Raw genomic sequence first — 14292 nt, 5'->3', positions numbered from 1 at the left:
TTGATTGTGGGTGAAGATGTGGGGAAGTGTCCCGCGCAGTTGGGGCAAACATGGGACACGAGAACAAACCTACTAGTGCGGATTTTGCAGCGGCGCTGGCGACCTGCGAAAGCGAACAGGTTCATCTGGCTGGTTGTATCCAGCCGATTGGATATCTTCTGGCCTTTGACCAGAACACCGGATTGATCCGTTACGCCAGTGAAAATCTGTCAGAGCTGTTACCCCATATCAAAGGCGGCTTTTTTGGAAAGAAACTGCGAGATATTTTTGGACCGCAAGTCTGGCACGGGGTGACAAACTCGCTTTCCATGCTGGGGGCGCAGTCAAAGCGCGACTTGGTCGGTGTATTTGATATTGCGGGCACCCGATATGCATTCAATGCTTTGCCCAGTCAGACCGACGTGATTGTCGAAATCGAGCGAGAAGAAGGCGAAAGCGGGTTGTCCGCAAACTTCACGTCGAACCTCGCCGTCATGATGGATCATATTCAGAACGCCAAGAGCGAAACCGCACTGTTCCAACAGGCCGTTGAACTGTTGCGGCATATGACCCAGTACGACAGGGTCATGGCCTACAAATTTGATTCCGACTTTAATGGCGAAGTGCTTGCAGAAGCCCGGCGCAGCAGACTTGAGCCCTTTTTGGGTCTGCGTTTCCCCAGTTGGGATATTCCAAAGCAAGTGCGCGAAATAATGAAGGTTGCCCCGATAAGATTCATAGCAGATGTTGATCAGGAAATTGTGCTGATCAAGGCCGCCAGCGATGATCTGCCGCCCCTGGATATCACCTATGCGCAACTGCGTGGTGTGTCGCCTGTACACCTCGAATACCTTAGAAATATGGGAACCCAGGCGACGATGACTCTGTCGATTGTGATCGAAGACAGGCTTTGGGGCATCATTTCATTTCACCACTATAGTCCCAAGATACCTGACGTGGACCACCGTACAATTCTGCGGACGTTTCAGCCAATCATAGCCACCCGCACGGTTACTTTGCTGCAAGAAGCCCAATTGGCATTCGGGCGAGAGCTGGAACAGGTCAAAGCCGACCTTGAAAATGCGATCGACCTTGGCAACTCGCTTGACGAGAGCCTGACGCGCTTTGCACCGCACATCCTGACAGCGTTTGACGCTGACGGCACTGTCTTGATGTCGCCGGATTTCACGTCCAGTTATGGGGACGTTCCCAATGAGGTTGCCCAAAGGCATTTGCTGGAGATTGCATATGCCGCGCGCGGCAAGATGCGTACCTATGACAACTTGGGCGAAACATTCCCTGCGCTGAAGGCCGATCTGAATGGATTGGCCGGGTGCCTGATCACGCCTTTCCTTGATGACCGGGCGATCCTTGTCTTTCGGCGGCCAACAACCAAGCAGATCTCATGGGCGGGCGAGCCGCAAAAGGGAATCGACCTTGTCGGTGATAAAGCTATTCTGCATCCGCGCAATTCATTCGCGCTGTATCTGCAAACTGTTGAAGACAGATCGGCCCCATGGACTGTCCGCGACATGCGCATTGCTGAGCAGCTTTGGGGCCTGCTGGCGACGGCGGATCGCCATTCTTTGATGAATGCGATGAATCGCAAGCAGGCATTAATGATTGATGAACTCAACCACAGGGTCCGGAATATCCTTTCACTTGTGCGCTCAGTCTCTCGTCAGGCGCGGTTTCATTACGGTTCGCTCGAAAGCTATTCGTCAGCATTGGAGGCCCGGATTCAGGCATTGGCTGCCGCTCATGACATCGGGTCGGGTGCTGCTGTCTCTGCTGTGCCAATTTCACGGCTCTTGCAGGTCGAGGCGGCGCCATACCTTTCCGACGATTTCAAGAACAATGTCCGGATTACAGGTGCTGATCTGGAAATCTCTGCCGAAGCGGCCCCCCTTTTTGCGCTGGTTGTACATGAGTTGCTGACCAACTCTGCCAAATATGGCGCGCTAACTTTCGCCAAAGGCGTTGTTGAGATCAACCTTGAACCTGTTGATTCCGGTCTTGACATCACTTGGAAAGAATCCGGTGGTCCGCCAGTACAGTTGCCCACAAATCAGGGCTTTGGTACGACATTGATCAAACAGGCTGTGCCCTACGAACTTGGTGGCGAGTCCGAGCTTGATTTCCGTCCCGAAGGTGTTTTTGCACGCTTATTCCTGCCCAACAGGATATTGAAACCGCTGGGAACCAAGCTGCCGTCAGTGTCTGACCCCGATCCAACCCGGTTGCCTCAGGCGAAATTAGACAGAGTGACCGCGCCAATTTCCCAAAAACAGATTTTGATTGTTGAGGACAATTTCATGATTGCCATCGATATGAAATCAGTCCTGCGCAATCTTGGATTTGCGAATATTGAAATCGCGGCCGACGTCAAACAAGCCAAATCAATGATGGAGTGGGACACGCCGGATGCTGTCTTGCTCGACATCTACCTCGGGCCAGAGGTAACATCGCTTCCCTTTGCGCAAGAGCTTCAGGAAAGTGACATCCCGTTCGCTTTCGTCACGGGTTATGGGGATCAAGTCAACTTGCCTGCGTCGCTGGCCCAGCGGGAGGTCTTTAGCAAGCCGGTGAGTACGTGGGAATTGCGCCGGGCGGTCATGGGCTTGCTTGCACCGGCAGAGGATTAACCCCGTTTGCGGTTGGAAATATGGTCGGCGGGTTCAGGCCGAGCGCGGAATCGTAGTTTAGCGATTGTTAACGGGGAGGCCATAGACAGAGTAGGAACCGACCTCTTTGGGGCCTGACAGTGACGCGCTTTTCAATTGCCACGCGTGTAAACCTTGCTTTTCTGGCGATGACCCTGCTCGTTTTGGTGTTGGGTCTGCTGGCCTATTGCGCGGTTGCAGCCGTGGGCCAAAACTACCAAAGTTATCGCGAAGCGTCCAAACAAACGCTTGCGATCAATGGTTTGGCGGATGGTCTGTTACAGGCACGCACCGCTGCATTTGCATATCGTGACGTCCCCACAGACGCGGCAAAGGACGTGGGAAACAGCCGGTTTGCCGCCCTGCGACGCGCGGCCGAAAACTATCGTGACACACAGTCAGATGCGGCCGGTATTGCTGTGGCGGACCGGATTGTGCAGCTAGCAGCGGCCTACGGCCATGATTTTCAGACGATCAGTGAAGCGCGCGCAGATGCGGCGCTGGCGCATGATGCATTGTCGCATTTGAGCGAGGATACGCGCGCCAGCTTGACGGCCCTTGGCCAGTTGGCCGCCGGAAACGGCAGCGTCTCGGTCCTGCGCCGCCAGTCACAAGCGACCGAGGCGCTGTTGCTTGCCCATATGCATGTTGATGCATATTTCAGCGCAGCCGATGAGGCGCAATATCAGGCCGCCGCAAGTGCTTTTCAAAGTGCTGCCACATCCTTGACCATGGCAAAGTCTGGCTTGGCAAGGGGCGGCATATACGGCTGGGAAAATGAGGCGATTGCGCTGGTTGATACAGCATTTGCCGAAATTGATGCGCTGCAAGGCGCGGCGGCTGATATGCGCGGCGCGCTTTTGCAGTATGTGACCCTGCGTGACCGATCACGCATCTGGACCGCCGCGCAGATGCGCGACATTCCGGACAACCCGGCCCATGATATTGTGGACCAACAGAATGAACTTGGCCTTCGAGGGCGTGCGTTGGCCCGCCAGATGCTCTTCGCCATACCCGCCTTGGGGGTGGTGGCGCTGCTCCTGTCCGGTGCAATCAGCATCGCGGTCGGGCGATGGATCAAACGCCCGCTGCACGGCGGGGCAACTGCGCCGACAGCAGGGCAGGCCACTCCGCTTGAACAGACCGTGGCTGCGCTGGAAGACCTGACAGCAAGCGTGAAACTTTCGGCAGAGCGCGCAAAAATGGGCGCCAACACGATCAACACAATTGACGCGGGCGAGGATTCGTTAAAAATGATTACGAAAATCACCGAAGCTATGTCCGACATTTCACGCCAGACAAATCTGTTGGTTCTGAATGCAGGGGGCGGGGCCGCGGGCACAGGGTCGGTTGCCTCCAAAATCGCGCCTGTCAAAAGCACGCTCGGCACGTTGCCCAAGCCGCCCAAACCCGCCCCGCAACTGCCGCTGCTAGTCTTGCGTAAGAAGGTGTTTGCCAGACATGAGGCGTGGGCAGATTTCTGACACCAGTATTTGCTAATTTGCATGGGCCTGTACGGAAACTTTGCGACTGTGAGCCGATTGGTGCCTCCCAAACGGTAGCAAAGATGCGTGCATGGCGTGACCAAGCGGGGAAAACGGAGATCTTGGAAATTTGGTTCTATCCGGGGGCAGGGCCCCAACCCGCCGTGCTTTGGGTGTGAGATTGGCCGAGATAATGCTGTCGTGCTGCGGCGGAAGAGCGCAGCACGGACAGGCACCTGTCGGGCGACAAGCATCTTACTTCGGCAATTGCCTTTTCAGGCGGGTTAGCCTCGCATCAGCGACGGCAGTTCGCCGGACAGCCCGGCGGCCTGCCGTATGAACCCCCGTTTCAGCTGGGGCGCTGCATTGATCACGCCCATCCCGATGTCACGTGCTGCACGCAACAGGGGATTATCGTTTGAAAACAGTATGTTGAAAGTATCTGTGGCTATGGCCAGCGTCGCGATCTCGATCCTGCGCCATTGTTGGTAACGTTCAAGGGTCTGGCGGCTGCCGATATCTTCGCCGCGCGCACGTGCTTGCGTCAGAACATCAATCAATGCGGCCACATCGCGCAGCCCGGCGTTCAATCCCTGGCCCGCAATCGGGTGCAGCCCGTGCGCCGCATCACCCACCAACGCCACGCGGTCCGCGATCAGATCAGTGGTCAATGACAGGCCCAGCGGATAGGTAAAGCGCGCGCCGACAAGGCCAATCTGCCCAAGGAAGCTGCCAAAGGCGGGCCTCAGGGCACTTAAGAAATCGGCATCTGACATCGCGGCCAGTTCAGCGGCACGGGCGCTGCTTTCGCTCCATACGATGGAACAGCGGTTGCCGGTCAGTGGCAGGATCGCAAGCGGACCATGCGGCATAAAGAATTGATGCGCGATGCCGTGATGGGGCTGCTCGTGTTCCAGCGCGCAGACCACGGCGGTCTGCCCGTAGTCCCACCCGGTCCGCTTGATGCCCGCACGCGCGGCGGTTTCGCTGTTGCGCCCGTCAGAGCCAACGACCAATTGCCCGCTGACTGTCCCGCCCGAACCAAGCGTTACAGTCACGCCAGCGGCGGTAACGGATTGACTGACAACAGTTTCGCCCGCCAGATGGGTGATCCGATCATCTGCGGCGACAGCATCCAGCATGGCGCGGCGCAAGTGCCTGTCTTCGACCATGAAGCCCATCGGGCCCTCTTCGATTTCGGCATGGTCGAAATGCATCATCCACGGGCTTGGCCCCTGACCTGCACGGCCATCGGTGACTTTGATTTCCAGCATCGGCTGCGCCTGCGCGGCGACTTGATCCCAAACCGCAATGCCTTGCAGCAGGCGCTTGGAGGCCAGCGCCAAAGCATAGCTGCGCCCGTCAAACGCGGGGTCGGTCCGGGTGTCGATCGGCAAACGATCAATGAGTGTCACATGAAATCCGGCCTGAGCTGCGGCCAAAGCAAGGGCAGGGCCATTCAGGCCGCCGCCAACAATGATGATTTGAGTCTCCATGCGCCAAATATGCGTAGCAAGATGGGATTGTCCATGCGCCTCTTGGCCGCTACCGTTTCGCCAAACGATGGAGAATAATCACATGCAAGACTGGCGATGGATGACGGCGGCGGATCTGGGCAGCGCGATTGCTGCGGGCACGATTGACCCTGTTGCGCTGACGGATACCTATTTGGACGCCATCGATGCGCACGAATTCCGCGACCGCATTTATGCGCGCGTGACCCATGAGCGCGCCCGCGCCGAGGCCGCCGCCGCCGCAACACGAGCGCAGTCTGGTTTTCGTCGCGGGCCGTTGGACGGGGTCCCGATTTCATGGAAAGACCTTTTTGACACAGCCGGGATCGCGACTGAGGCAGGCACAGCACTGATGGCGGGCCGCATCCCCGACCGCGATGCAAAGGTTCTGGAAAACGCAACCGCTGCCGGGCTGGTTTGTCTGGGCAAAACCCACTTGTCGGAAATCGCCTTTTCCGGTTTGGGATTGAACCCGATCACGGCGACCCCGCCTTGTGTCAATGACACCGATGCTGTTGCGGGCGGCTCATCGTCTGGCGCTGCGGCGTCGGTCGCGTTTGGGTTGGCGGCAGCCGGAATAGGTTCTGATACGGGCGGGTCGGTGCGCATTCCGGCGGCGTGGAACGACCTTGTCGGCCTCAAAACCACCCATGGCCGCGTTTCGCTTGAAGGGGTCGTGCCGCTATGTCTGACCTTTGATACGGTTGGGCCGCTGTGCCGCTCGGTTGAGGATGCATCGCTGTTGTTGGGCGCGCTGGAAGGGAACAAGCCAACCGATCTTGCTGGCGGTAGCTTGGCGGGGCTGCGGTTTATGATCCTCGAAACCATCGTGTCGGATGAGGTCCGCGATGCGCCCGGCTCCGCTTTTGAAAAGGCCGTGGCCAAGCTGGAGGCCGCAGGCGCCACGACCCATCGCCGTGAATTCCCGCGTATGCACGACGCTTTTAACGTCGCAGGTGCCCTTTATGCTGCCGACAGTTATGGCTGGTGGCGCGAACTGGTTGAAGCACATCCAGAAAAGATGTTTCCGCAGATCCTTGAGCGGGTGCGCGGGGGCAAAGAGGTGTCAGGGCCGGATTTTGTTGCCGCCTGGCAACTGCTGCATGATGTGCGCGCCCAATATGCGAAAGAAACTGCGGGTTTTGACGCGGTTATCATGGCCACGGCCCCGATTTTACCCCCCCATGCGCAGCGGCTTCTGGATGATGACGCATATTATAAGACGGAAAACCTGCTGGCCCTGCGCAATACCCGCGTGGCCAACATGATGGGCACCTGCAGCGTCACGCTGCCCACAGACACGCCGTCATGCGGGATCATGTTCAACGGGAAGGCGGGCGGAGAGGCGGCGTTGCTGCGGATTTGTGCAGCCGCCGCGGATGCGTTGCGCGCGTAAACCGGCAGCCCCATAGCCGCCTGACCAAAAAGCCACAAAATGCGCCCCCTGTGTCCCTTCTTCTGGACAGGGCGGCGGTGCTCGGGCTAGTTTGGACAAAAGCGGGGCGAAATGATCCCGCGTATTGAGGCAGTTATGGATTTTCCCGAGCGGTTTTCGAACCTCCCGGTTGCGACGTGGCCGCGCTTGCGTGCGTTATTGGACGTGCCAAGTCAGGCGTCGGACGTGATCAATATGACGATTGGCGAGCCGCGCCATGCGTTTCCCGCTTTTGTGGGCGATATCCTTGCGGACAATCTGGCGGGCTTCAACAGCTACCCCAGTAACGAAGGGCAGGCTGATCTGCTGTCGGCGATGGGTGGGTTTCTCAAGCGTCGGTACGGTTTGGATGTGCCAAACGATCAAATTCTGGCGCTCAACGGCACCCGCGAAGGGCTGTATAATGCGGCGATGGCCCTGTGCCCCGAGACAAAGAATGGCGAGCAACCCGTCGTGCTGACCCCCAATCCGTTTTATCCGGTCTACGGCGTTGCCGCTTTGTCCGTCGGGGCCGAACCTATCTATGTGCCTGCTACCGAAGCCTCCGGCCATCTTCCTGATTTTGAAGCGCTGCCGCCCGAGACGCTGGCGCGCACGGCCTGTGCCTATGTCTGTTCGCCGGCCAATCCGCAGGGTGCAGTGGCCGATGAAGACTACTGGCGCCGGACGATCACTCTGGCTGAAACCCATGATTTCAAGATATTCGCCGACGAATGCTATTCAGAAATCTACCGTGACACGCCGCCCCCCGGTGCCTTGCAGGTTGCAACGGACATGGGGGCCGATCCGGACAGGGTTGTGATTTTCCAGTCGCTTTCCAAACGGTCAAACCTTCCGGGCCTGCGCTGCGGCTTTGCGGCGGGAGGCGCAAAATCTATCATGCGGATGCGGCAGTTGCGCGCCTTTGCCGGTGCGCCCTTGCCCGGCCCGTTGCAGGCGGTAGCGACAAAGGTGTGGGCCGACGAAGGGCATGTCGTCGAAAACCGCGCGCTCTACAATCGCAAGTATCAGATCGCCGACGACATTTTGGGCCACATCAATGGCTATCAATCCCCGCAGGCGGGGTTCTTTTTGTGGCTGCCGGTCGATGATGGTGAAGCTGCCGCACTGAAGCTGTGGCAGGAAACTGGTGTGCGGACCTTGCCCGGTGCTTATCTGAGTCAAGAGGTGAACGGGGAAAACCCCGGAGCCAAATATATCCGGGTCGCTCTGGTGGCCCCAACACAAGAAATGCAGCGCGGTCTGACCCTGATCCGTGACTGTTTGTACGGCTGAGGAACGGTATCATGGCATCTTATCAGACACGGCAACGCGACCCCCTATTGGACAGCACGACGCAGGCGGCAATCGAAAAACGCGGGCGCGAATTGCTCGGAATCGCCCTGATTGTCGTGGGCCTGCTGGTGGCAGCGTTGGTGGGCAGCTATTCGCCAGATGATCCCAGTTGGATTTCCGCAACTGACGCGCCAGTGCAAAACTGGCTGGGCCACGTTGGGGCCTCTATTGCCGCACCCTTGATGATGATTATCGGCCTTGGGATTTGGGTTCTGCCCCTTGTGCTGCTGGTCTGGGGAGGGCGATTTGTATTACATTACGGTCAGGAACGCGCAATCGGGCGGCTGGTTTTTGCGCCTGTCGCGATCATTCTTGCCGCGATTTATACGGCCACGCTGACACCGGGCGCGGACTGGCCGGTCAACTTTGGGTTGGGCGGTTTGTTTGGTGACACTGTGCTGGGTGTGATCCTGACAATTGTGCCATTTGGCACCAGTTTTGGGGTCAAGTTTTTGTCCCTGCTCTCTTTTCTGGCGCTGATCGGCTGTCTGGCCTTTGTGCTTGGCTTCACCAAGCCAGAGGTCAAAGCAACCGGACGGTTTCTGTTTCTGGGGACGGTCTTGCTTTATGCCACGCTCTTGAAGCTGGTTGGTCGTGGGGCAGTGCTGTCGGCAAAGGCGACCCAAGGGATGACGGCCACCCTTCAAAAGCGCCGGTCACGCAGCCATTCAGATGATTTTATCCTTGATGGACCAGCAGAAGGCTCTGTGCAGGTGCCCGACTACAAAGCCCGCGCTGCCGCTGTTGTGCGCTCCCAGCCGGTGCTGCAAACGCAAGAGCCACCACTGACGGCGCGCAAGATGCCGCCTGCGCCACCACTCACCGCCACGCGCGAGGTGCCGCAAGCCGCACCCGCGCCTGCACCAACAGGGTTTCTGTCGAGTCTGCTGAAGCGCAATGACCCGATGCCGGAACCGGAGTTGGTGGCGCCAGAGCTGGCAGCCGACGCTGAGCCGGGAAATCCCGACCGCGTCAGCGCGCGCATTGCAGATGCGATCAAGAACCGGTCAAAGCCGCCGTCGCCCACCGGCGTGCGGATAGAGCCGTCATTGACCGCAGGCCGAGGCCCCAAACCGCTGGTCTTTGGGCGCGAGAGTGAGTCAGACCAACAGGCTGACCCGGTTCTGGAAGACTTCGACCCGATGAAGGATGCGCCGGACTCCCCGCGCATGGCGGCCCCGCATTCGCCAATCCCGGCGGTGAATATCCCCCCTGCGCCCAGCTTTGCACCAGAGCCGCGCAGCGTCGTGCAACATCCGCCCAGAAAGCCGCAGCAGCCTTCCAAACAGGCCAAGGCAGAGGCACAGCCAGCCCTCAAATTCGACGATCAATATGCTGACTACGCACATCCACCATTGGGTTTGCTGATGAACCCGATTGAAATCCAGCGCCATCATCTGAGTGATGAAGCACTGGAGCAAAACGCGCGCATGCTGGAAAGCGTCTTGGATGATTACGGCGTCAGAGGTGATATCGTGTCGGTCCGCCCCGGCCCGGTTGTGACCATGTACGAACTTGAACCTGCGCCGGGTCTGAAAGCATCCCGCGTGATTGGTCTGTCGGACGATATTGCGCGCTCCATGTCGGCGCTATCAGCGCGCGTGTCCACGGTGCCGGGCCGGTCGGTTATCGGGATCGAACTGCCCAACGAAAACCGCGAAAAGGTTGTCCTGCGCGAAATCCTGTCGCACCGCGATTTTGGCGATGGCAATCACAAGCTGCCGCTGGCCTTGGGCAAGGATATCGGGGGTGAGCCGATTATCGCGAACCTTGCCAAGATGCCGCACCTCTTGATTGCAGGGACCACCGGTTCAGGTAAATCGGTTGCGATCAACACCATGATCCTCAGCCTGCTTTACAAGCTGACGCCCGAAGAATGCCGGATGATCATGATTGACCCCAAGATGCTGGAACTCAGCGTCTATGATGGCATCCCGCATCTGCTGTCCCCCGTTGTGACCGACCCCAAAAAGGCGGTTGTCGCCTTGAAATGGGTCGTGGGCGAGATGGAAGAACGCTATCGTAAGATGTCCAAAATGGGCGTGCGCAACATTGACGGCTATAATGGCCGGGTGAAGGACGCGCTGGCCAAGGATGAAATGTTCAGCCGCACGGTGCAAACCGGATTTGACGATGAAACCGGTGATCCGGTGTTCGAAACCGAGGAGTTCCAGCCCGAAATCCTGCCCTATATCGTTGTTATTGTGGATGAGATGGCCGACCTGATGATGGTCGCCGGCAAGGAAATCGAAGCCTGTATCCAGCGCCTTGCGCAGATGGCGCGTGCATCAGGTATCCACCTAATTATGGCCACACAACGCCCGTCGGTGGACGTGATCACCGGCACGATCAAGGCCAACTTCCCGACCCGGATTTCATTTCAGGTCACGTCGAAAATCGACAGTCGCACGATCCTTGGTGAAATGGGCGCCGAGCAACTCTTGGGCATGGGTGACATGCTCTATATGGCGGGCGGTTCCAAAATCACGCGTGTGCATGGACCCTTTGTGAGCGATGAAGAGGTCGAGGAAATCGTCAACCACCTCAAGGGCTTCGGCCCGCCGGAGTATATGTCCGGCGTGGTTGAAGGCCCGTCAGACGATCAGGAAAGCAGCATCGACATGGTGCTGGGGCTTGGCGACGGATCCGACTCCGAGAACGCGCTTTATGACACCGCCGTGGCGATTGTGATCAAGGACCGCAAATGCTCAACCTCTTACATCCAGCGCAAACTTGCGATCGGCTATAACAAGGCCGCGCGTCTGGTCGAGCAGATGGAAGATGAAGGTGTGGTCAGTGCTGCCAACCATGTGGGCAAGCGCGAAATTCTGGTGCCGGAACAGCAATAGAGCGGGCTCGAAAGGAGTTCGCCTTTGAATTATTGGCCAGTCGAAGGCGCATGGCGCGGTGCCTGATCATTTCTGCAGCCAGGCGAAGTTTTCGCCATGATCGCGCATTTCAGGATGCTTACCTTCAAAAAATCTGGCTACTGGCAGTTCCAAACTGACGTATCCTGTGCACACCCAATTCCCAAGCAAAGCTTGGACAGCGCCCGAACCGCCCCTACGGGGCGGGCGCTTCTCGTGCTTCCCTCGGTCCGGGCGCGACGTTTCGCAAACGGCAACGGCCAGAATTGAGCCAAGCAGGACCACAGCCTGCTTCTGCGGCAAATCTACAGAGCTATGTTCACGTTGTGACATCTGATTTTTCCGATGTGTGCATGAATAAGACCGACAATGCGGCGCTTTGCTGGGCTTTGGTGTGTCCGGCTGACTTACTTGCCGGAACGCTGACCGTCCGACCGTACCACGCGCCCGATGTGCGTGGGCGGCAGGGGTTTCAGGGCACGGCCCTTGCTGCCGAACAGGAATTCAAACATGGCAGCCCCCTCCCGCTGATCAAGGCACCAGTGATATGCACGCATCGGAAAAATCAGGCGATGAACTGCACTGGACAACCGCGTTCAATCAGTTGGACATCTTCGCGACCGGGACCGAATTATCGGCGCAGTACCTCAAGGCTGCGCATGGGTTGCCATGCGTCGCAGATGCATATGTCAATCGCGGCATAGCCATTTTCCGGATAAGAATCCGCTATCAGATGCTTGCCAAGATGCGTGTGGCGCATGTCGTGCGGTGTCAGCTTGTTCAAAATCGCTGATTTCTGAAAATTCTACTCAATTTGACGTTGTCAGCGGGTAGAGGCGAAACCCTGACGGGTGTTGTTCCCGTTACGTTGCCAATAGGTCGAAAACTCATCTATTGTACCATAAAAAAACCCCCGCCTGATTTCTCAGCCGGAGGTTATTATTTCGTTCTGTCAGGTTGCTTTACAGCAAACCTTCACGCTGAAGCTTCTTGCGCGCCAGCTTGCGCTGACGGCGGATAGCTTCTGCTTTTTCGCGCGCCTTGCGCACAGACGGCTTTTCGAAATGCTGCTTGAGCTTCATTTCACGAAAAACGCCCTCACGCTGAAGTTTTTTCTTCAGAGCACGCAACGCCTGATCGACGTTGTTATCACGAACACTAACCTGCATGTGGTTTTCACCACCTCTCTAAGTTAAATTTGCAAAATTTGCAGGAACTGGGCACATAGCAATGACGGGCTACATTGTCGAGTCTTATCACGCAGGAGACCAAGCCATGCTGAATACACCTATCGACCCGGCCAAGATGCAATTACTGGATGCCATCCTGCCTCATGTTGCCTTTGATGGCTGGGCCCCGTCTGCGTTCAATGCGGCTGTGGCCGAAGTCGACATTGACCCGGCCCACGCCAAGACCCTGTGCCCGCGTGGTGCCGTCGATCTGGCGGTGGCCTATCACCAGCGTGGCGATGCGGAGATGCGCGCCGCATTGGCAACGGCGGATATGTCCGACATGCGCTTTCGTGACAAAGTGGCCTATGCCATTCGCCTGCGCTTGGCCGCGATCGACGACAAAGAGGCCGTGCGCCGGGGTACTGCCCTGTTTGCCCTGCCGCACATGGCGCCCGACGGGGCAAAACTGATTTGGGGCACCGCCGATGCGATCTGGGATGCGCTGGGCGATACCTCGCAGGATGGTAACTGGTACAGCAAACGCCTGATCCTGTCGGGTGTCTATAGTGCGACCGTTCTGTTCTGGCTGGGTGATGACAGTTTTGACCAGCAAGCCACCGATGCCTTTATCGACCGGCGCATAGACGACGTGATGCAGTTCGAAAAGGTCAAGGCCAGCGTGAACAAGAACCCGTTGCTCAAGCCCCTGACTGGCCCGCTTGGCCGTCTGATGGGTAGCATCAAAGCCCCGTCACAAACACCACGGGCTGATTTGCCCGGAACCTGGAGTGAACCGCAGTAATGCAAGCAATTGAAATTACCAAACCCGGCGGGCCAGAGGTTCTGCAACTGTGTGACCGCCCCATGCCAGAGCCTGCCCATGATCAGGTGGTGATCAAGGTCGCCTATGCCGGGGTCAATCGACCCGATGCGCTGCAACGCGCGGGCCTTTACAATCCGCCGCCGAACGCCAGCAACCTGCCGGGGCTTGAGGCCGCAGGCGAAGTCGTTGCCGTTGGCGCGGGCGTGACGACCCCAAAGGTTGGCGATCAGGTCTGCGCCCTGTTGCCCGGTGGCGGCTATGCGGAATATGTCGCAACATCTGCTGCGCATTGTCTGCCCGTGCCTGACGGTCTGACCCTGAAACAAGCGGCCTGCCTGCCAGAGACATTCTTTACCGTCTGGTCCAATGTCTTTATGCGCGGGGGCCTGCAAGCGGGCGAGCGTTTTCTGGTACATGGCGGCAGTTCGGGGATTGGTACAACCGCCATTCAACTGGCCAAGGCAAAGGGCGCGCGCGTTTTTACGACCGCTGGATCGGACGAAAAATGCGCGGCTTGCATGGCACTTGGTGCCGAAATGGCGATCAACTACCGTGATGTGGATTTTGTTGAGGCGGTCCGTGCTGAAGGTGGTGCCGACCTGATCCTTGATATGGTCGGCGGTCCGTATATGCAGCGTAACCTCAAGACATTGGCCGATGACGGCAGGCTGGTGCAGATTGCGTTTTTGCAGGGGATGAAGGCCGAACTGAACATGGTGCAACTCATGACCCGCCGATTGACCATGACCGGATCGACCCTGCGCCCGCAATCCGATTTGGCCAAGGCGCGAATTGCCGATGAATTGCGGACCCATGTCTGGCCGCTTTTGGCTGCGGGCAAGGTCGCGCCTGTCATGGATCAGGAATTTGCGTTGGTTGATGCCGCTGACGCCCATGCACGGATGGAAAGCAGTGCGCATATCGGAAAGATCGTCCTGAAGGTGGGTTAGGTGACATCCAATTGCTGGCAGCATGCCAACAAGAAGTGAAGGGCGGCCGGGCGGGACGCATTCTTGAAGC

Annotated in this window: 9 protein-coding genes; 7 read left to right on the top strand and 2 right to left on the bottom strand. The window is 57.9% G+C overall.

Annotated features, from left to right (window positions below; all coding sequences use genetic code 11):
* Positions 1 to 50: 50 nt before the first annotated feature.
* Positions 51 to 2624 carry an HWE histidine kinase domain-containing protein gene (locus C8N45_RS11590; RefSeq protein ID WP_108386425.1) on the top strand — a complete coding sequence of 858 codons (2574 nt, stop codon included), beginning with the start codon at positions 51 to 53 and terminating at the stop codon, positions 2622 to 2624.
* Between the two features lie 119 nt (positions 2625 to 2743).
* The gene (locus C8N45_RS11585; RefSeq protein ID WP_108386424.1) at positions 2744 to 4126 is read left to right on the top strand and encodes a methyl-accepting chemotaxis protein; all 1383 of its coding nucleotides are present in this window, start codon (positions 2744 to 2746) and stop codon (positions 4124 to 4126) included.
* A gap of 284 nt (positions 4127 to 4410) precedes the next feature.
* Here the strand turns inward: C8N45_RS11585 and C8N45_RS11580 are convergent, their stop codons facing one another.
* Entirely contained in the window at positions 4411 to 5622 is a 1212-nt protein-coding gene (locus C8N45_RS11580) for a UbiH/UbiF/VisC/COQ6 family ubiquinone biosynthesis hydroxylase (RefSeq protein ID WP_108386423.1), read from the bottom strand.
* 82 nt (positions 5623 to 5704) lie between these two features.
* On the opposite strand from C8N45_RS11580, the gene C8N45_RS11575 reads away from it, so the two are divergent.
* From C8N45_RS11575 to C8N45_RS11565, 3 genes are all read left to right on the top strand, one after another.
* Entirely contained in the window at positions 5705 to 7036 is a 1332-nt protein-coding gene (locus C8N45_RS11575) for an amidase (protein WP_108386422.1), read from the top strand.
* Positions 7037 to 7171: 135 nt separating this feature from the next.
* Positions 7172 to 8350 carry an aminotransferase class I/II-fold pyridoxal phosphate-dependent enzyme gene (locus tag C8N45_RS11570; protein WP_108386560.1) on the top strand — a complete coding sequence of 393 codons (1179 nt, stop codon included), beginning with the start codon at positions 7172 to 7174 and terminating at the stop codon, positions 8348 to 8350.
* Positions 8351 to 8361: 11 nt separating this feature from the next.
* Complete coding sequence (locus tag C8N45_RS11565) at positions 8362 to 11259, top strand: DNA translocase FtsK (protein ID WP_108386421.1); 2898 nt, start codon at positions 8362 to 8364, stop codon at positions 11257 to 11259.
* A 980-nt stretch (positions 11260 to 12239) separates the two neighbouring features.
* On the opposite strand, the gene rpsU is transcribed toward C8N45_RS11565, so the two are convergent.
* Entirely contained in the window at positions 12240 to 12446 is a 207-nt protein-coding gene (rpsU, locus tag C8N45_RS11550) for a 30S ribosomal protein S21 (RefSeq protein WP_008231221.1), read from the bottom strand.
* A gap of 106 nt (positions 12447 to 12552) precedes the next feature.
* On the opposite strand from rpsU, the gene C8N45_RS11545 reads away from it, so the two are divergent.
* Together C8N45_RS11545 and C8N45_RS11540 are read left to right on the top strand one after the other, a co-directional pair.
* Positions 12553 to 13251, top strand: coding sequence for a COQ9 family protein (locus C8N45_RS11545; protein WP_108386559.1), 699 nt, complete (start codon positions 12553 to 12555; stop codon positions 13249 to 13251).
* Positions 13251 to 14222, top strand: a complete 972-nt coding sequence (locus C8N45_RS11540; protein WP_108386418.1) for an NAD(P)H-quinone oxidoreductase — start codon at positions 13251 to 13253, stop codon at positions 14220 to 14222. Before C8N45_RS11545 ends, C8N45_RS11540 begins: the two co-directional genes overlap by 1 nt.
* The last annotated feature ends 70 nt before the right edge of the window (positions 14223 to 14292 follow it).

This window comes from Yoonia sediminilitoris, from assembly GCF_003058085.1.
GTDB classification, from domain to species: Bacteria; Pseudomonadota; Alphaproteobacteria; order Rhodobacterales; family Rhodobacteraceae; genus Yoonia; species Yoonia sediminilitoris.
Note: the sequence above shows the minus strand (reverse complement) of the source record. Positions and strands in the feature narration are given on the sequence as shown.

Coding starts and splice junctions, on each gene's coding strand:
- C8N45_RS11590 (WP_108386425.1), top strand. CDS start 51: ATGGGACACGAGAACAAACCTACTAGTGCGGATTTTGCAGCGGCGCTG.
- C8N45_RS11580 (WP_108386423.1), bottom strand. CDS start 5,622: ATGGAGACTCAAATCATCATTGTTGGCGGCGGCCTGAATGGCCCTGCC.
- C8N45_RS11575 (WP_108386422.1), top strand. CDS start 5,705: ATGCAAGACTGGCGATGGATGACGGCGGCGGATCTGGGCAGCGCGATT.
- C8N45_RS11570 (WP_108386560.1), top strand. CDS start 7,172: ATGGATTTTCCCGAGCGGTTTTCGAACCTCCCGGTTGCGACGTGGCCG.
- C8N45_RS11565 (WP_108386421.1), top strand. CDS start 8,362: ATGGCATCTTATCAGACACGGCAACGCGACCCCCTATTGGACAGCACG.
- rpsU (WP_008231221.1), bottom strand. CDS start 12,446: ATGCAGGTTAGTGTTCGTGATAACAACGTCGATCAGGCGTTGCGTGCT.
- C8N45_RS11545 (WP_108386559.1), top strand. CDS start 12,553: ATGCTGAATACACCTATCGACCCGGCCAAGATGCAATTACTGGATGCC.
- C8N45_RS11540 (WP_108386418.1), top strand. CDS start 13,251: ATGCAAGCAATTGAAATTACCAAACCCGGCGGGCCAGAGGTTCTGCAA.